The 25961-nt window shown below is 48.2% G+C and carries 20 protein-coding genes and 4 pseudogenes; 15 read left to right on the top strand and 9 right to left on the bottom strand.

Features of this window, described 5'->3' with window-relative positions:
- Positions 1 to 4 precede the first annotated feature (4 nt).
- Together K7I13_RS04290 and K7I13_RS04285 are read right to left on the bottom strand one after the other, a co-directional pair.
- On the bottom strand, positions 5 to 1624 hold the full coding sequence (locus K7I13_RS04290; protein ID WP_255948259.1) for a sensor histidine kinase: 1620 nt from the start codon (positions 1622 to 1624) through the stop codon (positions 5 to 7).
- Positions 1614 to 2300, bottom strand: a complete 687-nt coding sequence (locus tag K7I13_RS04285) for a response regulator transcription factor (protein ID WP_255948257.1) — start codon at positions 2298 to 2300, stop codon at positions 1614 to 1616. The genes K7I13_RS04290 and K7I13_RS04285 overlap by 11 nt, the downstream gene beginning before the upstream one ends.
- Before the next feature lie 431 nt (positions 2301 to 2731).
- Between K7I13_RS04285 and K7I13_RS15560 the strand changes: the two are divergent.
- Together K7I13_RS15560 and K7I13_RS15555 are read left to right on the top strand one after the other, a co-directional pair.
- Positions 2732 to 2938: pseudogene (locus K7I13_RS15560) on the top strand (AlbA family DNA-binding domain-containing protein); the annotation flags it as partial.
- A 566-nt stretch (positions 2939 to 3504) separates the two neighbouring features.
- Entirely contained in the window at positions 3505 to 3714 is a 210-nt protein-coding gene (locus tag K7I13_RS15555) for an ATP-binding protein (protein ID WP_369413723.1), read from the top strand.
- Between the two features lie 88 nt (positions 3715 to 3802).
- On the opposite strand, the gene hisF is transcribed toward K7I13_RS15555, so the two are convergent.
- Together hisF and hisH are read right to left on the bottom strand one after the other, a co-directional pair.
- Complete coding sequence (gene hisF / locus K7I13_RS04275) at positions 3803 to 4567, bottom strand: imidazole glycerol phosphate synthase subunit HisF (protein ID WP_255948255.1); 765 nt, start codon at positions 4565 to 4567, stop codon at positions 3803 to 3805.
- Positions 4561 to 5193, bottom strand: coding sequence for an imidazole glycerol phosphate synthase subunit HisH (hisH, locus tag K7I13_RS04270; RefSeq protein WP_255948253.1), 633 nt, complete (start codon positions 5191 to 5193; stop codon positions 4561 to 4563). Before hisH ends, hisF begins: the two co-directional genes overlap by 7 nt.
- 16 nt (positions 5194 to 5209) lie before the next feature.
- Here hisH and K7I13_RS04265 point away from each other — a divergent pair, with 16 nt between their 5' ends.
- Together K7I13_RS04265 and K7I13_RS04260 are read left to right on the top strand one after the other, a co-directional pair.
- Entirely contained in the window at positions 5210 to 5518 is a 309-nt protein-coding gene (locus K7I13_RS04265) for a hypothetical protein (RefSeq protein WP_255948251.1), read from the top strand.
- Between the two features lie 352 nt (positions 5519 to 5870).
- Positions 5871 to 6191: a hypothetical protein gene (locus K7I13_RS04260; protein ID WP_255948249.1), complete on the top strand. Its 321-nt coding sequence runs from the start codon at positions 5871 to 5873 to the stop codon at positions 6189 to 6191.
- A 236-nt stretch (positions 6192 to 6427) separates the two neighbouring features.
- Here K7I13_RS04260 and K7I13_RS04255 read toward each other — a convergent pair whose 3' ends face one another.
- The 4 genes from K7I13_RS04255 to K7I13_RS04240 form a co-directional block, all read right to left on the bottom strand.
- Complete coding sequence (locus K7I13_RS04255; RefSeq protein ID WP_255948247.1) at positions 6428 to 6856, bottom strand: hypothetical protein; 429 nt, start codon at positions 6854 to 6856, stop codon at positions 6428 to 6430.
- Positions 6802 to 8121 (bottom strand): DEAD/DEAH box helicase, encoded by a 1320-nt coding sequence (locus tag K7I13_RS04250; protein WP_255948245.1) that lies wholly within the window; start codon positions 8119 to 8121, stop codon positions 6802 to 6804. The genes K7I13_RS04255 and K7I13_RS04250 overlap by 55 nt, the downstream gene beginning before the upstream one ends.
- A 67-nt stretch (positions 8122 to 8188) precedes the next feature.
- A complete protein-coding gene (gene pepF / locus K7I13_RS04245; protein ID WP_255948243.1) occupies positions 8189 to 9997 on the bottom strand; it encodes an oligoendopeptidase F in 1809 nt (602 codons plus the stop codon).
- Between the two features lie 366 nt (positions 9998 to 10363).
- Positions 10364 to 12034, bottom strand: coding sequence for a glycoside hydrolase family 13 protein (locus K7I13_RS04240; protein WP_255948241.1), 1671 nt, complete (start codon positions 12032 to 12034; stop codon positions 10364 to 10366).
- A 313-nt stretch (positions 12035 to 12347) separates the two neighbouring features.
- On the opposite strand from K7I13_RS04240, the gene K7I13_RS04235 reads away from it, so the two are divergent.
- The 11 genes and pseudogenes from K7I13_RS04235 (at position 12348) to K7I13_RS04185 (ending at position 23715) form a co-directional block, all read left to right on the top strand.
- Positions 12348 to 13619 carry an SH3 domain-containing protein gene (locus tag K7I13_RS04235; protein ID WP_255948239.1) on the top strand — a complete coding sequence of 424 codons (1272 nt, stop codon included), beginning with the start codon at positions 12348 to 12350 and terminating at the stop codon, positions 13617 to 13619.
- Positions 13619 to 15617, top strand: a pseudogene (abc-f, locus tag K7I13_RS04230) (ribosomal protection-like ABC-F family protein). The gene K7I13_RS04235 and the pseudogene abc-f overlap by 1 nt, the downstream one beginning before the upstream one ends.
- Positions 15614 to 16599 (top strand): annotated as a pseudogene (gene galE, locus K7I13_RS04225) (UDP-glucose 4-epimerase GalE). The pseudogenes abc-f and galE overlap by 4 nt, the downstream one beginning before the upstream one ends.
- A gap of 74 nt (positions 16600 to 16673) precedes the next feature.
- On the top strand, positions 16674 to 17900 hold the full coding sequence (locus K7I13_RS04220; RefSeq protein ID WP_255948237.1) for a M20 family metallo-hydrolase: 1227 nt from the start codon (positions 16674 to 16676) through the stop codon (positions 17898 to 17900).
- Between the two features lie 2 nt (positions 17901 to 17902).
- Entirely contained in the window at positions 17903 to 18946 is a 1044-nt protein-coding gene (locus K7I13_RS04215) for a KamA family radical SAM protein (protein WP_255948235.1), read from the top strand.
- Between the two features lie 406 nt (positions 18947 to 19352).
- Positions 19353 to 20186, top strand: coding sequence for a sigma-70 family RNA polymerase sigma factor (locus tag K7I13_RS04210; RefSeq protein WP_255948233.1), 834 nt, complete (start codon positions 19353 to 19355; stop codon positions 20184 to 20186).
- 107 nt (positions 20187 to 20293) lie between these two features.
- Positions 20294 to 21226, top strand: coding sequence for a divergent polysaccharide deacetylase family protein (locus K7I13_RS04205; protein WP_255948231.1), 933 nt, complete (start codon positions 20294 to 20296; stop codon positions 21224 to 21226).
- 53 nt (positions 21227 to 21279) lie between these two features.
- A complete protein-coding gene (locus K7I13_RS04200) occupies positions 21280 to 21408 on the top strand; it encodes a hypothetical protein (protein ID WP_369413695.1) in 129 nt (42 codons plus the stop codon).
- Positions 21405 to 22430 (top strand): tRNA (adenosine(37)-N6)-threonylcarbamoyltransferase complex transferase subunit TsaD, encoded by a 1026-nt coding sequence (tsaD, locus tag K7I13_RS04195; RefSeq protein WP_255948229.1) that lies wholly within the window; start codon positions 21405 to 21407, stop codon positions 22428 to 22430. Before K7I13_RS04200 ends, tsaD begins: the two co-directional genes overlap by 4 nt.
- Positions 22431 to 22462: 32 nt before the next feature.
- Positions 22463 to 22995: pseudogene (locus K7I13_RS04190) on the top strand (adenine phosphoribosyltransferase).
- A gap of 9 nt (positions 22996 to 23004) precedes the next feature.
- A complete protein-coding gene (locus tag K7I13_RS04185; protein ID WP_255948227.1) occupies positions 23005 to 23715 on the top strand; it encodes a nitroreductase family protein in 711 nt (236 codons plus the stop codon).
- A 26-nt stretch (positions 23716 to 23741) separates the two neighbouring features.
- Here K7I13_RS04185 and K7I13_RS04180 read toward each other — a convergent pair whose 3' ends face one another.
- On the bottom strand, positions 23742 to 25829 hold the full coding sequence (locus K7I13_RS04180) for an MATE family efflux transporter (protein WP_255948225.1): 2088 nt from the start codon (positions 25827 to 25829) through the stop codon (positions 23742 to 23744).
- Between the last annotated feature and the right edge of the window lie 132 nt (positions 25830 to 25961).

Genomic DNA, 25961 nt, shown 5'->3' with positions numbered 1-25961 from the left:
TTATTCAGCTGTTTTTCGGAAACTGCAGAACCATGCAGGTCCCGGGGCCGCCGGAAATTTCAGATATAAAAACGCGTCCTCCGGCATTTTCCGCTATGGCCCTCACAAGCGCAAGTCCGAGTCCCGAATGATCCCGTGAAGATTCTCCCGGTCTGTTTGAATAAAACCGCTCAAATACTTTTTCCCTCAATTCTTCCGGAATTCCCGGCCCCTTGTCGCAGACCTTCAGGTCAAAAGTGTCTCCCGCAGCGGAAATTTTTACGCATACTTTTTCGTTTTCCGGAGAAAATGAAAGCGCATTATCGAGCATATTTCTGACAGCTGTTTCAAGATTCTGGGTTTCCGCATTTATAATAATGCGGGAGAAATCCCCTTCAGTCTCCAGTTCAATCCGGTCTTTCCCGAAGGAGCCGACAAGGTTTTTAACCATTTCCAGAAACTGCAGTGCCTCAGTATGTCCTCCCCGGCGTTCAAGGACGGCGAGCGAGCGGAGACCCTCTATGGTTTTTTCCATACGGCCGCAGGCGTTTTGTATTGATGCAATAATTTCCTTTTGCTGCGAATCGTCCGTTTCGAGGAGTTCCGTGTTCGCGCGGATACCGGTAAGCGGATTTTTCAACTCGTGGGACGCGTCGGCGGAGAAACGTTCCGCCCAGTCAATTTTCAGCTCAAGCCTGTTTACAAGATCGGAAAACGCCAGAGCCAGCGTATCGATTTCGTCTTTTCTTCCGCTTCCTGAAAAAGGCCGAGGACCGCCGCCCTGTTTTCCCGAACGCCTGAAATTGTCGGCCTGTTTTTTCAGTCTGCCTATTGGCCGTGAAATTGTCAGGGCAAGTATAAGGGATACCGCAATGGCTATGGCCAGGCTGTAAAGAAAAACCCTGCCGATTCCGAGCCGGAATGTGTAAAGATCATTGAGAATTCTGTATGTTGACTGGGAAACAAGAACCGCACCCTGAACCTCATCGTTAAGAAAGACGGGAATCGCTGAATACAGGGTTATGGATTGCTGTCCTCCGCCGGAAACCCGGGTTGTCGAACCATAATAACCATTGAGAGCCGCGCGGATTTCGGGTCCGTCAAACTGCTTTTTCCCTGAATAATAGTCCGCGGTCTGCAGGGGAGGGCTGGGCGGTAAAAAGTATTTTCTGTAAAGCCGGACGGGAGTCGAAAGAAGCCGGTAAATAAAGGTAGACTGCGGCGCCTGTTTTTCAGATGACCCGCTCTGCGCCGGGACTTCTTCCGGCTGATATATTTCACTCCTGCCGGAAACAGCTTTCAGTCCGGTTTCTTCTTCAGAATTGACGGGAGCTGCTATTGTTTCCTGTGTGCTGCTGTCGGCAAGAAGAGAACCGTCATTTGAAATGATTCTGATGCGGCTGGTATGTTTTTTTTCAAGTTTTGAAATAACCTCTCCGGCAAATTCTTCATTCAGGGAGGCGGTCCCAAGCCAGGCGGACAGGACGCGTCCCTCCTGAACAAGCGAATGTTCAAGTTTATCAAGCAGGGCTTTTTCATAGGCTTCAAAACTGAAAAAACCTGCAACCGGAACAAATATGAGCAGGCTGTTAAAAAGAAAAAGCCGGAGCGCAATGGGGCCTCGGAGTATCGGTTTAATCCGCACTGTCTTCCTCCAGCCGGTAACCCAGTCCGTAGACTGTTTTGATAATATCCGCGGCGCCGGCTTCCTGAAGTTTCTGGCGAAGGCGCTTAACATGACTGTCAACACTTCTTTCATCGATCCATGTGTCCTGGGGCCACGCCCGGCGGAGAAGCTGCTCCCGTGAAAGAGCGCCGCCTGAATGTTCCTGCAGCGCGAGCAGAATGCGGAACTCGCTGATAGTCAGTTTTAATTCCGCGCCGTCATACCAGCAACGGAATGCCTCACTGTCAATACGAAGTCCCCTGGACTGAAGGGCAGGAGTTTTTACACTTTGGCTTCGTCTGAGTACCGCGCGGACCCGGGCGCAGAGTTCCCTGACTGAAAATGGTTTGCCGATATAATCATCCGCGCCTATGGAAAACCCTCCGAGCCGGTCAATTTCATCATCCCGGGAAGTGAGAAGTATAACCGGTAGCATGTTTGCGTTTACCCGTAACCGGGAAAGAATAGCTGTTCCTTCGAGGCCGCCCATCATAATATCGAGAACCGCCAGTTCAATCCCGGGCTGATCTTCAATAATTTTCCATGCGGAAACTCCGTCGGCGGCTGAATAAACCTCATGCCCGTCCCTGGTCAGAGCGATCCGTACCGCGTCTCTTACAGAAGGTTCATCATCAGCTATAAGAATAAGAGCCATATCACGGACCCCCTGTTTCCTTCTTTTTATTCGCGGCGAAGGCTTTATCAGCCTGCGGCTGGTTCTGTAAGGTATGTAATGGCCGCTTCCGCGACCTGCGAATACCCCAGACCGAAGGTCTGCCCTGCTCTGCGGCGGTTTTTATAACAACCTGTAAAAACGTTAGTTTTTGTAGGTTCCATGGTATTAAATCCGAGACCAATTCCACGGGAGAGAAAAAATACTCTGCTGTTCTGCGGCGGAGTATTTTATACTTCATATCTGTTAGTATAGCACGTTTTCCGCCGGGCCGGAAGCTGTGCCCCCTTTTTGAAACCTCCGTATACTGCTATAATAAGGAAAGTGGAATCAAATCAGGTAGAATATAAACGGGAATTGACCGAGAATCTTGAAAAGAAGCGGTAGCCTTTCTCAATTATACCGGCGGCGGCGTGATTTATATAGGCATTGATGATGCAGGAAGGGTTTATGGCGTCAAAGATGCCGATGAACTCCAGTTAAAAATCAAAGACCGCCTGAAAAACAATATCCTTCCCTCCAGTCTTGGCCTTTTTGATGTAATTCTCGAAAAAAAAGACCGCAAAGATGTAATAAAAATTTCCCTGACAAGCGGACCTGAAAAACCGTATTATGTGAGGAAATACGGTATGTCCGAAAAGGGCTGTTATATCAGAATAGGAAGCGCGGCTGAACCCATGCCTACGCGTCTTATCGAAGATGTATTCGTCCGCCGTGTCCGCAATTCAATCGCGCGAATCCGCTCTCCCCGGCAGGATATAACATTTTCGTTTCTCAGGTCCTGCTATCATGAAACAGGAGTGGAAACAGACGAACATTTTGCTGCGAATCTGGAACTGTACTTTGATGAAACTATATATAATTATGCGGCCTATTTGCTTGCCGATATAAACAGCATATCCATACAGGTTGCGCGCTACCGGGGTACGGACCGGACGGTTAAGCCCGAAGTTACGGAATACGGATACCGCTGCCTTATAACGGTATGCCGGGACGTACTCGAGAGGCTTGAACGAGAAAATCTTGTATCGTCAGGTATTCCGGAAAGCGGAACTTCATACCGCTGGGCGCCGGTTGCCCTGCGTGAAGCTGTTCTGAACGCTTTTATCCATAACGATTATACAAATGAAATTTCTCCGCATTTCGAGATTTTCGATGACCGCATAGAGATTTCCTCCGCGGGGGAATCCCTGCAGGCATTGAGCAGGATGAGTTTTTTCAGGGTTTTTCCGCGCCCCGGAATAAAATCCTCATGCGTATTTTCAAGGACCTCCGGATTGTGTCTTACCTCGGCTCCGGCCTGCCCCGTATTCTGAAAGCCTATACCAGAGATGTATACCAGTTTACTGCAAATTTCATACGGGCGGTTTTCCCATCCGACAGCAGGAAGAATTAAAGGGAAAGGGTATTCTTCATTCTGATTATACCGCCGGTAAAACCGTTATGGTTGTATCTGTACCCTGACTGTCATATATACTATATATCTATTCTCTTACAGGAATATTTTCCCGGGCCAATTCCGTTTTTATGGACCCTATGGTATATTCGCCGCTGTGGACCATTGAAGCTATGAGGGCTGCGTCGGCCCTTCCTTCCGTAAGGACTTCCGCCATATGCCGGGGCGTTCCCGCTCCGCCTGAAGCGACCACCGGAATTCCTGTCTGCTCCGAAATCATCCGGGTGAGAGGAATTTCGTAACCGTCCCTCGTCCCGTCCGCGTCAATTGAATTCAGGACTATTTCGCCGGCGCCCAGTTTTTCCGCCTTGACCGCCCATTCAAGAGCGTCCAGTCTGGTGACAGTTCTTCCGCCATTGATATATACCCGGTAGCCGGAGGGTGTGCTTGCGTCCCTTTTTGCGTCCATCCCGAGTACAATACACTGGTTTCCGAAAATGGCAGCGCCCTCTGAAATCAGGCGGGGGTTATTTACGGCAGGTGAATTCAGGCTTACTTTTTCAGCTCCCGCAAGAATAATATTCCTTATATCATCAATGGATGAAATTCCGCCGCCGACGCAGAAGGGGATAAAAATTTTTTCCGCGACCCGGCGTATCAGGTCAAGGATCGGTCCCTTGCCTCTGGCTGAAGCCATTATATCGTAAAAAACCAGCTCATCGACTCCCTGCCGGTAATACTCGTCGGCCATTTCAACCGGATCACCTATATCCCGGTTATCAAGAAATTTGACACCCTTGGTTGTTCTTCCGTCTTTTACATCAAGACAGACAATAATTCTTTTTTTCAGCATAGAGCCGCTCCCTCCGCGCCGGTAAAATGGGCCAGCATTCTCAGTCCGGGCAAGCCTGATTTTTCAGGATGAAACTGCAGGGCTTCTATATTGCCTTTTTTTACCGCGCACGGAACGGGAAAACCGTAATCGGTTACCGCGGTAATGATATCCGTGTCGGACGGCTCAATATAATAGGAATGGACAAAATAAACATCGGTATTTTCCGGAACACCGGAAAAAAGTCCGGACCCTCCGTTTTGATATTGAAGATTATTCCACCCCATGTGAGGAATTTTCAGATTTTTTGCTGCAAAATACGACGGGAACCGCCGGATTTTTCCCGGCAGCAGTCCGAGACAGGCGGTATCGCTTTCTTCGGAATGTTCGAAAATGATCTGCGCGCCGAGACATATCCCCAGCAGGGCTTTTCCCGCGGCTGTCTGTTCCTTTATAAATAGGTCAAATCCCGTTTTTTTCAGCTGGGCCATGGCAAATCCGGCCTCGCCGACGCCCGGGAAAATCAGGCGGTCTGCTTTTTCCAGATCTTTTGGATTTTTTGAAATAACGTACTCGGTTTTAAGAAACTGAAGCGCCCTTTCGACACTTCTGATATTACCGGCACAATAATCTATTATTCCTGTCATAATTTATATCCTATCGATGAGGGAAGTACTGGTCAAGCGGAATACAGGATGTACCGATAATGAAGGCATAATGACAATGCCCGAATTGCTGAATCTGTTAAAATCGGTTATTCTTTCTCCCCAGGTAATAGGTATCACTATTGTCCTTGTATTGTATTTTAACCTTGTTTTTTATGTTTCAAGTTCCCGGAAAAAACGCCAGGTCCGCCAGCAAAAACGCAGGACGCGGACGCCGCCTGCAGCCCCTCCAGCACCGGAGGAAGGCGCGGCTGAAGAAAGCGGACAGGAAGAAACAGCAACGCATGATGACGAGGTAATGGTATAGATTTTTTACCGCGAAATGAGCGGAAGCCATCAAAGATATGATTTTATACTTCCGGTTTCCCCGGATCCATGATTTTTTGTAATTGTTCTTCAGTTTATAATGTACGTTCCGTTTGACGTATTCCCGGTTTCATTAATAACGAATTCACTTGCCCTGTCCGCGGCTTCAGTGTCCGTCCGAGGGAGAAAATAAAGGAGACATGGGAAAAAAATTCCGGCAGGTGTGAAAATTTTTCCAGGCGGTTCACCGGAATCAGGCTTTTTCTTGCCTTTTTCTGCTGTTTTTGGGTATTTTATAGTTGGCATGGATATTGCTTATATATTAATAACACTTTTTTTTAAGGAGTTTTATTATGAAGAAAGCATTAACCGGAATACTGCTTATCAGTTTGTGCGGAATGTGTATGTTTGCTGCGGGAGCAAGGGATTCCTCCACCTTTGAAGGAAAACTGGCTGTTACGGATGCCCAGCCTTATATCACTACGGCAAAAGGCGAAACCCTGTATCTGCCCGCGCCGGCGTTTTACCAGCTGGCCTGGGAAAACAGCATAAAGGTCGGCGATACGATTAAGGCCGAAGGGTTCCAGCGCAAATTCCAGACCCCGGACGGCAAGGAAGAAAAACGGTTCTTATGCCGTCAAAAGTTTGGGTCAACGGCAAGGAAATTGATTTGAGCACCATCAGGATGCCCAGGGATGATTTCCACCACGGCGGGATGATGAGAGACGGCCGGCCCTCAAATATGCAGGGCAATGGCAGAAACTCTCCCCGAATAATCCGGGCATGCATCATCAAAGGCACTGGTAGGAAACTTTTCTGTCCCGGGCTTTATACATAAAAAGGCCGGGGCAGAAAGGCCTTGCTAAGCATTATCCTGTTCATAAAAAAGCCGGTATTTTTCCGGCTTTTTTTATGTCCGAATATTATGAATTCCTGCCTGGCCGTCTGAAAGAAGATCCTTCTTTTTCAGTTTTATGCATACCGCCAGTTTATTTTTCCAGGGAAAATACGGAATTGTCCTGATGCATTTTGTTTTTTCCAGTTCATCAAGCATTTCGGTAAAATCGGAAATCTGCCACTGCGAAAAGCCGTTTTTTTCACGGGATATCCGGTTTCCCCTTTCTGCAAGATATTGAGCCGCCTCTTCCGGGGAAAAACAGCGGTTATTTTTCAGAATAAAATCGTATACCAGCCGGAGGTCCGCCGGTTCGGATTTAGCCGTTCCGTCGCATATATCACATCCTGAACAGGCGGGTTTTTCCGTTCCCGCATCAGAACCTCCGCTCATTGCGTCAAGCAGTATTTCCCTTCTGCACAGGCCTGATTCGGCATAGCGCACAAAAGGCATTGCCCGCAGTTTCTCTCTTTCAGGCAGGGCTTCGATTCTCCTCCGGTCTTTTTTACTCCAGAGCAGAATGGCTTTTGCCCGGTTTCCGTCGCGTCCGCCCCGGCCTGCTTCCTGAATATAGGCTTCCGGTGTGGGAGATATATCCCTGTGAATAACCGTGCGGACATTTTTTTGTCAACGCCCATTCCCCAGGCGCAGGTTGTGCATAGAATTCCCCGCTCGTGTCCGTGAAACCATGATTCTATTTTTTGCTTTTCTTCTTTTTCGAGTCCGGCATGATAAAAACGGATATCAGTATCATTCAGGGTTTCCCGGAGAAGAAGGGCCGTCCGTTCTGTCTGTCCCCGTGTGGAACAGAATACAACAAGAGGTCTCTGATTTCCGGCGACCGCCCTGATAAGGGCCGCCGGTTTATTAAAGCAGTGGATAACGGAATATTGTATGTTAGGGCGGTCTGAATCACCGCGTACAATATGGGCTCTTCCGTCAAAAAGTATCTCCGCAATACGTTCCAGTACGGGAGGGGAGGCCGTCGCCGTAAAGGCGGTAACAGCGGGCGGGTTCAGTTTTTCAATGATTTTTTTCAGGTCCAGATATGCCGGCCGGAAAGAGTCTCCCCATTCGGAAACGCAGTGGGCTTCATCTACCGCAATATGACCGACGCCCCTTTCGGCAATTTTTTTCAGGATTTTCTCAACGGACAGAATTTCCGGATTCGCGATAATCAGATTGGCCGGCGGCTGTCCGTCGCGTCCGTCCAGCCTCCGGTACTGATTTTCCCGTTCTTCTGTGTTCTGGTTTCCGCGGAATAAAACAGGCCGTATCCCGTTTTCCTCCATCCGCCGAAGCTGATCTCCCATAAGGGCAAGAAGGGGATAAATAACCAGGGTCGGTTTATCCAGTACCAGGGCCGGGAGCTGAAAGCAGAGTGATTTCCCTGCTCCGGTCGGCAGCAGAATTATCTGCCTGCCCCTGTGTGCGCCGTCCTCATCATAGCATTCATCATCGCTGTCTTTATTTTCAGCAGCCCTGACCGCCTCTATTGCGTCAAGAATATTTGCGATTACAAGCCGCTGCCACGGAAACAGGTAGGGGATTCCGAAGGCGCTTTCCGCGAGCGCCGATATGCGGTCGGATGTCCGGGTTTCTCCGTATTCGGGCGAGCCGGAATCCGATAAGAGCGGACAGGCTATATCATCAGGCGCCCATTCGCAATAATCCTCGGCGGAAAAATTCTGTCCGGGAAAAAAATCCATACACTATGTATATGCTGTATATGCTTTTTTGCCCGGACTTTATTCGCGGCGAGGTATTTCGTTACGGTTACAATAAAATTTTTTCCAGTTCTTCCACAATGCCTGAAAAAGCCCCGCACGCGGCTTCAACCGGGGCGGCGCTTTCCATATCAACCCCCGCAATCCGCAGGGCTTCTATGGGATAGCGGGATCCGCCCGATTTGAGAAAAGCGAAATAATCATTTCTTTCTTTTTCACCGCCGGTGACCACCCGTTCCGCGAGAGCAAGTGAGGCCGATATTCCCGTGGCGTATTTATATACATAGAAAGCGTTATAAAAATGGGGGATTCGGATTCCCTCAAGATCGCTTGTTTCCTCAAATATCATCTCGGGTCCGAAATAGATTTTAAGAAGGTCTCTGTATTCCCTGCGGAGAACATCGATTGTGAGAGGAATTCCGCTTTCCACCATTTCATGGGTTTTGCTTTCAAATTCCGCAAACATTGTCTGCCGGTAAAGTGTTGCGAGTATATCTCCCGCGCGGCTCGCAAGGAGATAGGCTTTTATTTTCGGATCGTCAGTTGTTTTCAGCAGATACCGGAACACCAGGTCCTCATTGAATGTTGAAGCAACCTCAGCTTCAAATATTGTATAATTATAGGACATAAAGGGATTGTTTTTTGCTGAATACCAGCTGTGCATGGAATGCCCGCCCTCGTGGGCAAGAGTGAAAACATCCCGGAGTACATCTTCCTTATAGTTCATGAGAATATACGGCGACCCTTCATATCCGCCTGAAGAAAATGCTCCGGAACGCTTGCCCTTGTTTTCATAGCGGTCAACCCATCCGTTGAGCAGTCCGTCTGTAATCGTTTTTACATATTCATTGCCGAGCGGTTTCAGCGCCTCCCCTATAAGGCTTACGGCTTCGTCATAGGGCGTGTGTTTTTTTACTTCGCCGACCAGGGGAACAAGGACGTCATAGTGGCGGAGTTCATTCAGTTTGAGGACTTTTTTTCTGAGCGAATAATAACGGTGGAGCGGGGCAAGATTTGCCCGTACCGTTGCGACGAGATTATCGTATACGGTTTCGGGAACGCGGTCAGGAAAAAGTTCCATTGCGCGGGCGGAACTGTATCCCCTGATACGGGCCGCGGCCACATCCTGATTAACGCTTCCGGCGTACAGGGCCGCTATTGTATTTTTGTGCGTGTCAAAGGTCCCGTAGAATTTATCATATGTTTCTTTTCTTACCGATCTGTCCCGGTTTTCCATGAGCATGGACCATGTTGTCTGGCTCAGGGGGCGGTCGCCCTCCGGTGTTTTAACTGTCCCGAAATCGAAATCGACATTTGTCAGAACGGAAAACGCCGACTGTGGGGTTTGATGGGCCTCGCTCAGCAGGGCCAGAATACGTTCCTCTTTTTCACCGAGAATGTACGGTTTCATTCTGAGGAGTTTTTCCAGCCATATCCGGTAATCCGCAAACCGGGGCATTTCCATCCAGCTCTTCATTGTGTCTTCGCTGATGTTCTGGATCGCGGGAACAAGCCAGCTTACCGAAGCTTCAAATGAACTGGCGGCCATCATAAACCGTCCGAGTCTGTCCAGATTTTCACTGTCGCCTTCATCGGCCGATTTTTTAAGAAAGGCGTAATTTCCGAGTTTATCAGCCAATTGCAAAGCATCGCTATAAGCTTTCAGGCAGCCGGCAAAATCTTCAGGCGTTATATCCGGAGACAGAATACTGTCGCGGAATTTATTTATCTTTTCAGCACTTCCGGAAAACTGTTCAAGCGCGGAATTCCATTCATTGTCGCCGGCAAAAAGCGAAGAGAGGTTCCACTGATCGCCGGGGGCGACTTCGGAACGGTTTGGTATAGCAGTCTGTTTCATATAATAAGAATACTGCATTGGCCGTCCGTAGGCAACAGGTCCTGAAATGACAGCTGCAGGCAGAATGCTTTTCCCCTGCCGGGGCTGAATTAATACGATGTCTCATCGTATCCCGTATCGTATCTGAACGCGGTTTGGTTCATTTGAACAGACCGTATACTCTATCAGTATAGTATGCAGTTATAGTATAAGATACGCCGGGATTCCGAAACCCGGTCGAGAGGGTATGAGTTGTTCCACAACTCAGAGAATCCTTGAGAAATGACTTGCAGAGTCAAGTCATTTCTCAAGATTCGGAACGAGGAGGAGCAGTGCCGCAGATTTTGGCCGCGGGAACGTTCTGATTCGCTGGAAGGCGTTCCCCCCTTATATGAGATATACTGAAGCCTCATACGGACTGAGAATCATTTCGCGCGAAAAAACGCGGTTATCACTATTTGATACAAGCAGGCCGCTTTCCGCAAATTCTTCAGGCGGGTTATATGGAATTTCCTTTGAAGTAAAATTGCAGATAACCAGTATTTTTGTTTTTTCAAGCGTACGTGTATATATAAACAGATTTTCGTTTTCAGGTTCCAGCAGTTCGTATGTACCGTAGACAATAACCGGGTGGGTTTTTCTCAGCCTGATGAGGTTTTTATAGTAACTGTATATTGAGTCAGGGTCATTAATCTGGGAGGCTGTGTTTATTTTCTTGTAATTCGGGTTAACTGCCAGCCAGGGTGTGCCTTCGGTAAAACCCGCGTTTTTGTCCCCATTCCACTGCATGGGCGTGCGCGCATTGTCCCTTCCGACCAGGCTGATATAGCGCATCATGGTCTCGTGCGGGACCCCTTCCTGTTCAACCTTTTCCCGGTATACATTCAGGGTTTCAATATCCCGGCACTGGTCCAGTGAGGTAAAAACCGTATTGGTCATTCCCAGTTCTTCACCCTGGTAAATGTACGGGGTCCCCTTTTGCATGTGCAGACAGGTGGCCAGCATTTTTGCCGATTTTTCCCAGTATTCCGTATCGTTTCCGAACCTTGAAACACTCCGGGGCTGGTCATGGTTTTCAAAATACAGACTGTTCCAGGCCTTTCCTTCCAGTTCGGTCTGCCACCGGCTTAAAATTCCTTTCAGCGCGGGAAGGTTAAAGCGCCGGTCTGTCCATTTGCTTCCTCCGGCGGATTCAGTCCCCATATGCTCAAACTGGAAAACCATATTCAGTTCTCCGGCGTCAAATCCCGCGTATTTTTTTGCTTCTTCTATTGTTACATTCGCGGCTTCGCCCACAGTCATAATGTCATAGCGGGAAAGGACCCGTTTGTTCATTTCCTTCAGATACTCATGCACATGGGGGCCGTGCGAAATAAAGGGGCCTGCGTCGCCGTAGAGCGCGCCCGGCCATTTTTTTCCGTCAGGAAGGCCGGGGACCTTGCTTATCAGACTGATAACATCCATTCTGAAACCGTCAATGCCTTTTTCGCACCACCAGTTCATCATGTCAAATATTTCATCCCTGACTTTCGGATTGTCCCAGTTAAGGTCAGGCTGTTTTTTTGAAAAAATATGGAGGAAATACATATCGGTATTTTTATCATATTCCCAGGCCGGGCCGGAAAACCAGCTTCCCCAGTTGTTCGGGGGATTTCCGTTTTTGCCCTCGCGCCAGAAGTAGTAATCCCGGTAAGGGTTGTTCCTGCTTTTTCTGCTTTCAATAAACCAGGGGTGTTCATCACTGCTGTGATTGACTACCAGATCCATAACTATTTTCAAACCTTTCCGGTGGGCATCCGCAAGCAGGGCGTCAAAATCGTCCATCGTACCGAATTCGTCCATTATGCCGCGGTAATCGCTTATATCATAACCATTATCGTCATTCGGGCTTTTAAAAAAGGGACTTATCCAGATAACATCGATCCCGAGACCGGTCAGATAATCCAGCTTTTGGCGTATTCCGTTCAAATCACCGATTCCGTCGCCGTTTGAATCCATAAAACTGCGCGGATAAATCTGATACACCACGCTTTCTTTCCACCAGGTTTTTTGTTCCATATTGTTCCGCTCCCGGAGAGTTATGTCAGACGTATAAAAAATATACCATAATATCGCTGGTTATGTAACCGAACAGCGGGTAAAATTATTAAGGTGGAACAAGGAACTGATTGAATATTCACATACAATGAGGTATTTTATAGTCAAATAATTTAAATTATTTGACTATTTCCGATTATAAGTATTCCTGACAAAAGGAATTAGTTAATTCCTTGTGTCAGGGACTTAAATTAAAGGACTATAATAGTATGATAAATTCTGCTGAATATAAACGTGTTTCTCTCCGGCTCTTTTTTTGCTGTTAACAGGACTTTTGTTTTTTTCCTGTGCCAATCATATCGGCTACGGAGTTCTGACCTGGTCTCTGCCCGAATATGACCTTACCGCAGGAGATGTTGTGCCCGTTTTTATTCAGTCGAATATCAGTCAGGTTTATGTTATCGGAATCGGAAGCAGGTCAAAAGAACGCATTGAGGTCCCTCTCTGGCAGCTGTCTCTGTATAAATCAAAATCCCAGGCTCAAAAAGCCGCCGCAGGTCTGGAAGAATACCGGTATATCTATGCAATGGTTAAACTGGACGGACTCCCGATACGGGCCCAGCCGGACAATACTGCCCGTCAGGTATACCGTCTGCGCAAGGACCAGAAAGTAAAAATCATCAGAAAAGGAGAAGGCGTTCCGGTTATTTCAGGCAAAGCTCCTCTTGAAGGCGACTGGTATGAGGTTATGTCCGACGATGGGACGACGGGCTGGTGTTTTTCATATAATCTTACCCTGTTTGATGAACGGGACGCGGACGCGGCCCTGAAGATCATTGTCGATACGGGGCCTGATCCGGTACTTGATAACCTTTTGGCGTATACCTGGTATCCCGACAGTTACCGTACAATGATTCAGAATAACAGGGTCGATATTTCACGGATACAGCCCCAGTGGGGTTTCTATCCCGGAAAAACTTCGGGCATAGCCCGTGTGGAAACGGCGGACGGAGTTGTATCGTTCCCGTACACGGGCGTTACAAAAATGGATAACGGAGCTTACCGGTTTGAAGGAACATCTCTGACCGTACAGGTGCGGAGAAACAATACTATTCTGGTCCAGTATGCCGATGAAATAGGCATGCCTGTGGCCCTCTATTTTGCCCGTCTTGATATTGCTCCGGAGCAATTAATCGAAAACGAGCAGGAACGCCGGGATGCGATTCTCGCCGGGATAAAAAATACAGGGCCCCGGTTTGTTTCCGGAAATTATGGCGTTATCCAGTTTCTTGATGACGGACGTTTCCTGTGGAGCGGTTATCAGCTGCTGACCCCGGCAATTATTCCCGCGGGCGCGGGCGGCGGCGGAACCGTTGAAGTCCGTTACTTTCTGAATTCGGCTCTGGCAAAAGACTATAACGGCGTTTTATCATTCCTGTTTGATTCCACCGGAAGATGGGTCCACTTCCTGTATACTATTGATTCCCAGGGGCTTCGGCTTGAGCAGGTAAGTGAATCAAATATCAGAAATGCGGTTGTCACAGCGCGGAACTTAACTCCTACAATACTTTTCTTCAGGCCTGAAAAAGCCGCGGATGAAAACTGATGCCGTTTGTCCAGTTTTCGCGGGTTTCAGTTGCCTTTGGGGACAGGGATATTCTTGACAATGTATCGCTTAACCTTGCGGCGGGAACAAAGGCAGCTCTCGCGGGCGCAAACGGATCGGGAAAAACGACCCTGATGAAAGTCCTGTCCGGCATTATACCTCCGGACAGCGGCGACAGGGCAATCCAGAAAGGTACCCGCATATCATATCTTCCCCAGTCCGGGATCGCGCATTCCGGACTGACTCTTCTGGAAGAAGCGGAAAAGGCTTTTTCATACGGGGCTTCGCTTGCGGCCCGGCTTGAAGAAATAGGAAATACTTTAGCCGTGAATCCCCCGGAAACGGAAAACAGAACGGATACGGACCCCCAGACCCTCCGGCTTCTTGAGGAATATCACGAAATTCAGACACAACTTGAAGATTCGGGGTGGTACCGGCGGCGCATGCTTGCGGAACAGACCCTTCTCGGTCTCGGATTTCTCCCTTCCGATTTTAACCGCCTGACGGATGAATTTTCCGGCGGGTGGCAAATGCGTATCGCGCTTGCTAAAATCCTTCTGGAGCATCCCGATATTCTGTTATTGGATGAACCGACGAATTATCTCGATATTGAGGCCCGCACCTGGCTGGAAAAATGGCTCAGGGAATTCTCGGGGGGCTTTCTTATTGTAAGCCATGACCGTTATTTTCTTGATATAACGGTAACCGAGGTTTTCGAACTGTTTAACGGCGAACTGAAGCGCTACGCGGGAACTTACACAAAATATGAAAAAACCAGGGAAGAAGAACTGAAGGCCCTTATCAAACATTATGAAGAGCAGCAGGAAGAAATTGCGAAAACGGAAATTTTTATCAGGCGGTTCAGATACAAGGCCACAAAGGCCGCCGCCGTACAGGACAGAATCAAAAAGCTTGAAAAGCTGGAGCGCATAGAGATTCCTGAAAACCTGAAAAAAATCCATTTTTCATTTCCTCCGGCTCCGCATTCAGGCCGGATTGTTATAACCGCTGAACACCTTACCAAAAAGTACGGAAACAGAACCGTTTTGAATAATCTCGATCTTGTTATCGAAAAAGAAGAACGGCTTGTTGTTGTCGGAAGAAACGGCGCGGGAAAATCGACTCTGCTCCGCGTGCTTTCCGGAACAGACGCGGATTTTTCCGGCAGTGTCTGTTACGGAGCCGGTGTCAGTCTGGGGTACTTTTCACAGGAATCCGCGGAAGAGCTGAATGGTGATGAACGGATAATTGATTTGCTTGAAAATGAGGCTCCCCTGGAAATGATTCCGAAACTCCGGGATATGCTTGGTTCTTTTCTGTTTCGCGGAGATGATATTTATAAACCGATCAGCGTGCTTTCCGGAGGAGAAAAAAGCAGGCTGGCCCTGCTTCGCCTTTTATTCAAACCGATTAATCTGCTTATTCTGGACGAACCGACTAATCATCTTGATCTTCATTCAAAGGATGTATTGCTTTCCGCCCTGAAGAGTTTCGGCGGAACCATTGTCTTTGTGTCCCATGACCGCGGTTTTATTGAAGGTCTGGCTTCAAGAGTCCTTGAACTTACCGCGCCCGCTGACGGTTCTCCTACCATTGTACGTAATTTTCCCGGTGATTATAAATATTACGTTGAGCGGCTTGAGCGCGAGGCCGCAGGAACTTTTTCCGAAGAAATAGTTTCTTCCGAAAAAAAAGATACTGCGCAAACCTCTTCCGGAGACGCCATGATAAATGAAAGACCCTATTCCTATGAAGAGGAAAAACGGCTGAAGGCGGAACGGAGAAAACTCGAAAAGATAGAGGCAAATCTGCTTGCTGAAATTGCAAAAGCCGAAGAAGAAAAAAAGAACAGGAAATCCGCCTTGCCTTACCTGATGTATACAGTGACGGTCTGAAAAGCCGCGGGGTCCAAAAGAAATAGAGCGTCTCAGCGAACATATAGAACACTTATCTGAAAAGTGGGAAGCAATTTCACTGCAATTGGAGGAAAAGGAATGAATGTACTGGTTATCGGCGGGGCCGGCTATATAGGGACCCATGTTGTCAAAGCCATGCTGAACGCGGAGCATGAAGTCACTGTATTCGACAATCTTTCATCAGGACAATTGGGGAATCTCTTTCCCGAAGCCCTCTTTGTCCCCGGTGATATACGTCACCAGGATGATATACAGGCCGTCTTTGCCCGCGGTTTTGACGCCTGTATTCACCTTGCGGCCTGCAAGTCGGTGGGTGAATCCATGCAATCTCCCGAAAAATATTCAATTAATAATATTTCGGGAACAATCAATATTCTCAATGCGGCCTGCGCCTGGAATTGTCCCAATATTGTTTTTTCATCTTCCGCGGCAATTTTCGGAACTCCCCGGTATGTTCCTATTGATGAAAATCATCCGCCGAATCCCGAGAGCTATTATGGCTTTACTAAACTTGAAATAGAACAGATGCTGAAATGGTATGATATAACCAAAAAACTTAAATTTGCCGCGTTACGGTATTTTAATGCGGTCGGATATGATCCTGACGGTGATATAATAGGGCTTGAGCGGAATCCCGAAAACCTCCTTCCCATTATTATGGAAGTTGCCTCGGGATGGCGTAAGGAACTGCAGATATTCGGAAATGACTATGATACCCGCGACGGGACCTGTATCCGTGATTATGTCCATGTCACCGATCTGGCTGACGCCCATGTTAAGGCGCTCGAATATATCAGCAAAAAAAGGAAAGCCTGACTGTCAATCTGGGTACGGAAAAGGGCATTACCGTAACTGAAATGGTTGAAGCTGCAAGGCGCGTAACCGGAAAAGACATACCCGCGCGGTATGCTCCCCGCCGTCCCGGAGATCCTCCCGAATCTTATGCGTCTTCTGCTCTGGCAGAGAAACTGCTCGGCTGGAAACCCGTTTATTCCGACATAAATACCCTTATCGGGTCAACATGGAATGTATATCAAAAATACTCGTCTCCGGGAGTTTTATAGTCAAATAATTTAAATTATTTGACAATTGCCGATTGTAAGTCAACTTTCCAGTTGACTTTTTATAGGAGTATAAAATGAAAACATCAGAAACACTGACTTCATTCATCAGGGAGCAGGTCCCCGGCATGATATCCATGCAAAAACTGCTTACCGCAATACCGGCAATGGCGCCGGAATCGGGCGGAGAAGGGGAGCTTGCAAAATGCGAGGCCCTGATCCGTACGCTCCGCGAAATCGGGTTTACCGATTTTGAACGGTACGATGCGCCTGACCGCCGCGTTCCATCAGGTATACGGCCAAATCTGGTTGTTACAGTCCCCGGTGTTGATGACAGCACCCGTATATGGTTTATGTCGCACCTTGATGTTGTCCCGCCGGGCGATCTTGAAAAATGGACGTCAGACCCGTGGACAGTGACCGAACGGGACGGAATGCTTATCGGCCGCGGAGTAGAAGATAACCAGCAGGGACTCGTCGCTTCTGTCTTTGCCGCCCTGTCATTTATAAAAACAGGAACCAGGCCTGCCCATACTATCAAACTTCTTTTTATTGCGGATGAAGAAGTCGGGTCCGCATACGGGATTCAGTATATTCTGCGTGAACATACTATATTCAAACCCTCCGATCTCATAATTATCCCGGACGGCGGCGATCCTCTGGGAGAAACGATTGAAATTGCGGAAAAAAACCTTTTGTGGCTCCGGATTAAAACACAGGGAAAACAGACCCACGGATCCCGCCCGGATGAAGGAATAAATGCCCATCTTGCCGCCTGTGATCTCGCGCTGCGTCTTAATAACCTGGAATCGGTCTTTGACCGCCGCGATCCGCTGTTTGAACCGGACCGTTCAACCTTCCAGCCGACAAAAAAAGAAGCCAATGTTCCGAATATCAATACTATTCCCGGCGAAGACGTTTTCTACATGGATTGCAGGATTCTCCCGTCTTATACCCTGGAGGAAGTCCGCGCTGAAATGACAGGAATTATCAGGGAGACTGAAAAAAAGCACGGTGTAACAATAAACTGGACTGAAGAACAGGCCGTTGAATCCCGAGCTACGCCCGAGGATGCGCCGGTCGTTAAAAAACTGGCTGAGGCTATTTCGGATATTCTCGGTGTCACGGCCCGCCCCATTGGAGTCGGCGGCGGCACTGTCGGCGCCTATCTCAGGAATGCCGGTTATAATGCGGTCGTCTGGAGCCGCATGGAAGAAACAGCCCACCAGCCCGATGAATGCTGTCTTGTAGAAAATATGGTCATGGAAGCCTGCGTTATGGCCTCCCTTTGCGCCGAAACCTGACAATGACAGAACATGATCCTCTTTCATATGACTGGAGAAAAACCAGAGTAGATGGGAACAATCCTGCTGATCTTCCTTTTCTGGTTTCTCCAGCCTTTAAAAAACTGATAGACCTGGCCGCATCCCCGGCGGACAGAGAGGCCCTGCGGAAACAGGTTGAACCGTCGGAAAACGAACACCTTATTTCTCCCGCAGAAACGGCGGACCCTCTCGGCGAATCCCGCTATTGCATTACGCCCCGTCTTGTTCACCAGTATAAAAACCGCGTATTGCTTCTTGTAACCGGCCAGTGCCTGGGATATTGCCGGTACTGTTTCCGGCGGACATATACATCCCGCTCTTTCGGGTTTATCAGTAATGATGAACTTGAAAAAGTATGCGGATATCTTGAACAGCACCCGGAAGTCCGGGAAATTCTTGTATCCGGCGGGGATCCGTTAAGCGCTCCGTATAAACAGCTTGCAGGGTTTTTAGAAAAAATAAGAGAGGCCAGAACCGATATTTTGATCCGCATAGGAACAAGGGCTCCTGTTTTTGCTCCCGGATTATTCTCCCGGAAAATACTTTCCTTTTTCCGTTCACTCCGTCCGCTGTGGGTCATCCCCCATATCAATCATCCCGCCGAGCTTGGCGAGGAACAGAGAAAATGCCTGGCTGCAATACGCGATTCCGGAATTCCCATGCAGAGCCAGACAGTACTCCTCCGGGAAATCAATGATACTCCGGAAATCCTTTCCTCACTTTTCCATGAACTGGTCTGCCTCGGAATAAAACCGGGATACCTTTTCCAGTGCGATCTTGCCCCAGGCACTTCCCATTTCCGGGTTCCTCTGGAACAGGGAATAAATATATGGAAAGAACTGCGGCAGCAGCTGTCAGGACTGTCTCTTCCTGTTTTTGCAGTTGATCTGCCGGACGGCGGCGGAAAATTTCCCTTATCCGTTCCCGCACTCTCGGCGTCGGTTTTATATGATAAAACCGGAGGTTTCCTGTCCGCCGCAGGAATTGATGGAAAAGTATACACCTATAAACCCGATTCTGTATAAAAAAAGATACATTTTTTCGGGTATTTTTTTGTTCCTGAAAACAGGCACTTCAAATATATTTTTTTGAAATTAAGCTGATAGTACGCAGTTTGTTTCCCGGCTGACAAATTCATCTGCAGGCAAAAAAAACGTACCCTTTTCCGCCGGCAAAGCATGCTGTTTTCCGGCTATCCATAAATACATTTTAAATCATTGTATAATAATGATTTAGTAATAATTAAAAAACAAACTTGACAGGCTTTCTTTGGCTTTTTTCATTATTTCCCAAAAAAAGTATTTTTTTCTCCGGGCGCATCTTTCTGAATATAAAGAATACCAATAGTTGATATACCCAAAATCATGCAGGTTTTTATTCATAATGCCTCAGTTGGCACATTTTTTGCTTGTATTATATCGAGGTGATTTTATGGTAAAGTATGATTATAATGAACTTGCAGACTATCTGAAAGATATAGGCCGCTTTCCGCTTCTTTCTTTTGAGGAGGAATTGGATCTCGCGCGCAGGAATAAAAACGGCGATGCAGCAGCTCAGAAAAAGCTGATTGAATCGAATCTCCGCCTGGTTGTAAATATTGCAAAAAAATATCAGATAGACGGCTTTACGCTGCTTGATATTATTCAGGAAGGAAATCTCGGCTTAATAACCGCAGCGCAAAAATATGACGCGTCATATAATGTCCGTTTTTCCACATATGCCTGCTGGTGGATCAAGCAGTCAATCAGCAGGGCTATTATGAACAAACGGCGGCTTATCCGGCTTCCTTTCCGGCGGGAAGAACTTGCCGCCCGGATCAGAAGAGTTTCAAACCTTCTGTACCAGAAAAACTCAAGGTATCCTTCAATGGAGGAAATTGCGGCGGAAACCGGAATGACTGCACGTCAGGTTTCAGACATTCTCCAGAATGCTGAATACGTTGCGAGCCTTGATGTTTCTGCCGATGACGATGATTCAGCGACTCTAAACGAAATGATTCCGGATATGACCTATAATCCGGAAGAGATTGTTATGAAAAAGTATACAAAAGTATGTATGAAAGAGATGCTGGATACATTAAAAAAACGCGAACGTGAAGTCCTTGATAAGCGGTACAACCTGACGGATGATAGAAAAACATATACATTCAAAATGCTGGGCAACAGGTATGGCGTATCGGCTGAAACTGTCCGCCAGATTGAACTGCGGGCTTTAAGAAAACTCAGAAAAAACTCTGAAGGAATGAAGGAAGTATTATACAGCTGAATAAATATAATTAAAAAATCTCCTTGCTCGCTCTGGCAGGCAGGATGACGCGGTCCTGCCTGCCTCTTTTCTGTTGACACGTGAACGGACTCTCTTTATCCTGATACATGATGGAGAACGGAAACAGGAAAAAACCTTCGGGAACCGGCACGCCCAAATCCCCAAAAAGGACCGCCGCGCGGAGTTCCGGAAAGTCCCCGAAGAAAAATACACAGGGAACAGCACCTAAAAAAAAGGCCCCAAACAAAAAAACAAAAGGACTGAAAGACAGAATCAGAATCAATCTGATATTGCTGGGTGCAGTATTTGCTTTTTCCGTACTTCTTTTCCTCGGAAAAGTTCTTATTTCAGGTGTTTCAGATCCCTCCGGAAATGAACCTCCGCTTATTACTGAAAACGCTCCGGTTGCCGGAGAAAATAAACCTCCGGTAACTGAAACTGTCCCGGAAAAACCTCCTGAAATTCTTCCCGAAATTCCGTCCCGGCCCGCTGTTCCCGCCGCCCCTCCCGAAAAGCCGCTGCCGCCTGTGCCGCGGAAATCTTCAGGGACCCTGGTTTTTGTATTTGACGATGCCGGACATAATCTGAACCAGCTCCAGCCGTTTCTGGACCTGCCCTTTCCCTGTACTATTGCTGTTTTGCCCGGTTTGCAGTATTCTAAAGAAGCTGCCGACCGGATCCGGGCCGCCGGAAAGGAGTTGATTTTGCATCAGCCCATGCAGGCGGAAAATCTCTCGTTCGATCCCGGCCCGGGCGCGATTATGCCCGGGATGACGCGGGCTGAAATAAAAGAGATAATACGGAAAAATATCCGGGAAGTCGGACCTGTCGCCGGCATGAATAATCATGAAGGTTCGCTCATTACCGCGGATTGGGATGCTATGGATGCGGTTCTTGAATTGGTCCGGGAAGAGGGAATATTTTTTCTTGATTCCAGGACAACGGCAAATACTGCGGCTCCGGCTATTGCGAGGGAGAAAAACATGACTATTTGGGAACGTTCTGTATTCCTGGATAACAGCCAGGAAAAAAAGATATAATTGAAGCGATCAACAGTGGTCTGAAAATAGCGGGAAAAAATGGATCGGCAATAATGATAGGCCATATCTGGTCAAATCAGCTTGCGGAAACGCTTAATGAAATGTATCCCGAGCTTGTCAGCCAGGGTTTTTCTCTTTCCACCGTTGCCGATATTGCAGTGAAAGAATCCTTTGACGAATGAAAATCCTTGGAATCGAAAGCTCCTGTGACGAAACTGCCGCTGCAGTCGTTGAAGACGGCAGGACAATACTCAGTAATGTGATTGCCACACAGATACCTTTTCACGCCGTGTATAACGGTGTTGTGCCGGAAATTGCGAGCCGCAAGCACACCGAATGGATTTTGCCTGTTGTGCGGCAGGCCCTGTCCGAAGCGTCAATAAGCATGAATGAAATCGACGGCATCGCTGCGACCAATTGCCCCGGGCTTATGGGTTCCCTGCTTGTCGGTCTTACCTTTGCGAAAACACTTGCATGGGCAACAGGCAAACCCTTTGCTGCCGTTAATCATATGCTGGGCCATCTCTATGCGGCCCATCTCGTACAGGATATCCGGTATCCCTATCTTGGTCTTCTCGTTTCCGGCGGACACTCTATTATCTGTAAAGTTTCAGATTTTGACGATATAGAAATTCTGGGAACAACAATGGATGACGCTGCCGGAGAAGCCTTTGATAAGGTCGCAAAATTCTACAATTTCGGTTATCCGGGCGGAGTTATTATTGATAAACTTGCAAAAAACGGAGACCCCCGCGCGGCAAAGTTTCCCCTTCCGAAAATAAACAAGGAAGGACACCGGTATGATGTTTCATATTCCGGATTAAAGACTGCCGTCATTAATCAGATAGACCAGTTCTGGAACCCTGATTTTCCCAGGACGCCGGAAAACATTGCGGCCTCCTTCCAGGAAACGGCCATTGAGATACTCCTGTCCCGGCTGTTCAGAGCCATTGAAGATACGGGCCTTACTACAGTTGTAGCAGGCGGCGGCGTGGCAGCAAATTCCCGCCTCCGCGAACGCCTCGCGGAACGGAGTGATCTGAACTGTATTTTTCCTCCCCTCAAACTGTGTACGGATAATGGTGCAATGATAGCGGGTCTCGGGTTCCGGTACCTTTCAAGCGGAAAAGCAAGCCCGCTGTCTTCGAATGCCTGCGCCCGGGTCCAGGGCTTCCGCCGGCTGGGCCGCACCCCCGCTTGTTGACTTGTGCATTTTGATATATTACACTTTCCAATATGAATGAAAATTTTTCTCTTGATGAGGCGATCAGGAAAATTCCTGATTTTCCGAAGCCGGGTGTTTTATTCTATGATGTGACAGGAATCCTTGTATATCCTCCTGCTTTCCGCTATTGCATAGACAGGATGATTGAACTGTATAAAGATGAAAAAATTGATGCTATTGCTGCAATAGAAGCGAGGGGCTTTGTTTTTGCCGCGCCTTTTGCGGAACGCCAGGGAATACCTCTTATTCTGATCAGAAAAAAAGGCAAGCTTCCGGGAAAAACGTATGTCTGCAAATATGAACTGGAATACGGAGCAGCGGAAATCGAAGTACACCAGGCTGATGTTTCTCCGGGACAGCGTATTCTTGTCATGGATGACCTTATTGCTACCGGGGAACCCTGTATGCGGCCCAGAATGTACTTGAGCAGGGCGGGGCAAATGTTATCGGATTTTTTGGTGTTGTCGGCCTGCCTTTTTTGAAGTATGCCGAGGCGCTTGGAGATGTCCCGATAAAAACTCTGATTGATTATACGAGTGAATAATCAAGACAAATGGCTGAAATGCAAAGACTGAAAATCATTATAGGCGCAGTACTCTTTCTTCTGGCAGCTGTTCCGTTCTGCGCTCAGGGAAACAGTGAACCGGCCTCTTCCGCGCCTGATACTATGAGCGGCGCCAGTGAAAGCATTTCTTCCGGTGAACAAGCGGAAATGCTCCGGCCAGGAACGAATTCTGCTGCCGGCGACGCTCAGCCCAGCAGCATTTTTGCCAGGACAACTGCCCGTGCCTTTGCCCAAACTCCGGTAACGGAGGCCCGGATTGAGGACCTGCTCCGGGCTGCCTTCGCGTCTCCCACCGGGGGAAATCAGCGGGCCTGGGAATTTATCATTATTACCGACCATTCTGTGATGAAGGCAATTCAGGCCGGACATCCCTATGCCCAGGCCCTTTCTTCGGCACCCCTCCTTATTGTAATAGCGGAAGATACTTCCGCGGCCCGTTATCCCGAACTTCTGGAATTCGATTCCGGCATTGCTGTTCAGGCTATCCTTGTCCGGGCAGCTGAACTTGGGCTGTCCAGCGTCGCCATGAGCGTTGCTCCCCAGGAAAAAAGAATCCGGGCCGTCGCCCGGGCAGCTAGTCTTCCCGATACGGTCATTCCCCACATGATGATTGCCCTGGGATATCCGGCATCGGACGCAGTCAGTTCCGCCAGCGTCAGTTTTTATGATGCCCGGAAGGTACACCGTAACCGGTATTAGCCGGCGGGTTATGAAACCGGTTAGTGTTATTTATGAATCCGGTTTTCAGCACCTGTGCGGACTTTTCCCATGATTTTCAGGCAGTGAATAACTGAGGATACGGCTCCGTCAATTCCAAGTTTTCCTGTATCAATACAGAGGTTATAGGTAGAAGCGGCATTCCATTTTTCACTTGACAACTGGTTATAATATGCGGCCCGTTCCCTGTCCATCCGTTTAATAACAGAAACACATTCTTCTTCCGGTATGCGGTCTCGCCCGGCCACTCTTTTTATCCGGTCCCTGAAAGGAGCTGTAATAAAGACGCTGAATACGTCATATGCTTCTTTTAATATCCGGTCGGACCGGCGGCCGACAATAACGCAGGCCCCTTTTTGTGCGGCCTGTTCGATAGCTTCGCGCTGGGCAGAATGGGCGATTTCTTCCATAGACCCGTATCCCGCGTCGCCGGAAAAACTACGGATTGGTGCCGCTTTCGCGGACCGTTCGTCAATGGATTCAATATATTTTTCATTCAGTCCGCTGCTTTCCGCCGCCGCGGTGAGGATTTCCTTGTCATAATACGGAATATTCAGTCTTTCAGCGAGCAGCTTGCCCACTGTCCTCCCGCCGGAACCGAAAGATCTTCCGATCGTGATAATTGCGTTAACCGGAGATACTCCTTCTGTAATCTGTTGTCCATGGTTTTGATCCGCGAGGTCTTCAGCGGCCGGAGAAATATGTTTTCCCAGGGTTTTATATGTATTGACGATCACAATAACCGACGCAGTGAAAGTCAGAATGTCTGCCGCGGGCATGGAGTAGAGTACACCGTCGAGTCCCCAGAATACGGGAAGCAGGAGGGCCAGACCCACACCGAATATCACTTCCCTGAGCATGGATAAAAAGGTTGACACCCAGGGTTTTCCCATTGACTGGAGAAAGATAAAGGCTGCTTTATTAATGCAGGCCGGTACCACCATGCACAGATAAATCCGGAATGCCTTTACCCCGAATTGGGTATAATAAATACTTTCATTTGCCGCCCCGAAAATACTCAGCAGCTGCTGCAGAAAGAGTTCAACAGCAAGCAGGGCGGCAATTCCTACGCAGGTTTCGGCAATAAGCAGACGGGTGAAAAGTCCTCTGGCCCGGTCATACCGTTCCGCGCCCATGTTATAACCGACAATGGGAATACATCCCGCGGCCATACCGACGACTACGGAAATTACGATTTGAAAAAACTTCATCACAATGCCCACCACGGCCATAGGTATCTGGGCGTACTGCGGCTGACCGAAAATAGCGTCCATGGCTCCGTACTTGTGTATCATGTTATTAATCGCCGCCATGGCTGCCACCAGGGAAATCTGGGAAAGAAAACTGCAGATGCCCAGGGGAAGAAATTTGCCCATCAGACTTCCGCTAAGCCTGAAACTGCTCCGGCGCAGCCTGGTCGCTTTCATGCGGAACAGATACATAACCGCCAACACCGCGGTCAGAACCTGCCCGAGCACTGTAGCTACTGCGGCACCCATCATTCCCCACCGGAACACAAAAATAAATATCGGATCCAGAATGACATTGAGAATAGCCCCTGCCAGAGTTGAAACCATTGCGAACCGGGGACTTCCGTCCGAACGGATAATGGGGTTCATTGCCTGCCCGAACATAAAAAAGGGAATACCGATGGCAATATACGTAAAATATTCCTTTGAAAGGTTAAAGGTTTCCTGATTAACCCTGCCTCCGAACATGGTCAGGATAGGGTCACGAAAAAACAGATATACCGCGGTGATAACCAGACTGGATGCAACTGTCAGAACAATGGAATTACCGATACTGTGATGGGCTTTTTCATCTTCTTTTGCTCCCAGGCTGATACTTACAAAGGCGCAGCACCCGTCGCCGATCATCACCGCAATGGCCAGAGCCACCACGGTCAGGGGAAAAACAACTGTGTTGGCTGCATTTCCATAGGAGCCAAGATAATCCGCATTCGCGATGAAAATCTGGTCCACAATATTATACAGGGCCGCCACAAGCAGGGAAATAATACAGGGAACCGCAAATTTTCGCATCAGCCGCCCCAGTTTTTCTTTTTCTAAAAAATCATTCGCATTCTTTTGATTCATAATGTTCTGCCTCAGGTGAATAAATAAAAAAAAGCAGAAAACGCCTAAGCCCGGAAAGTCCGGACTTACGCATTTTCTGCTACTCGACATTGATAACTATATCAATTTTTGTTTTTTTTTGCAAAGCGGATT

This window comes from Brucepastera parasyntrophica (assembly GCF_022376835.1).
GTDB classification, from domain to species: Bacteria; Spirochaetota; Spirochaetia; order Treponematales; family Treponemataceae; genus Brucepastera; species Brucepastera parasyntrophica.
This window is presented reverse-complemented; position numbering and strand designations above follow the sequence as displayed.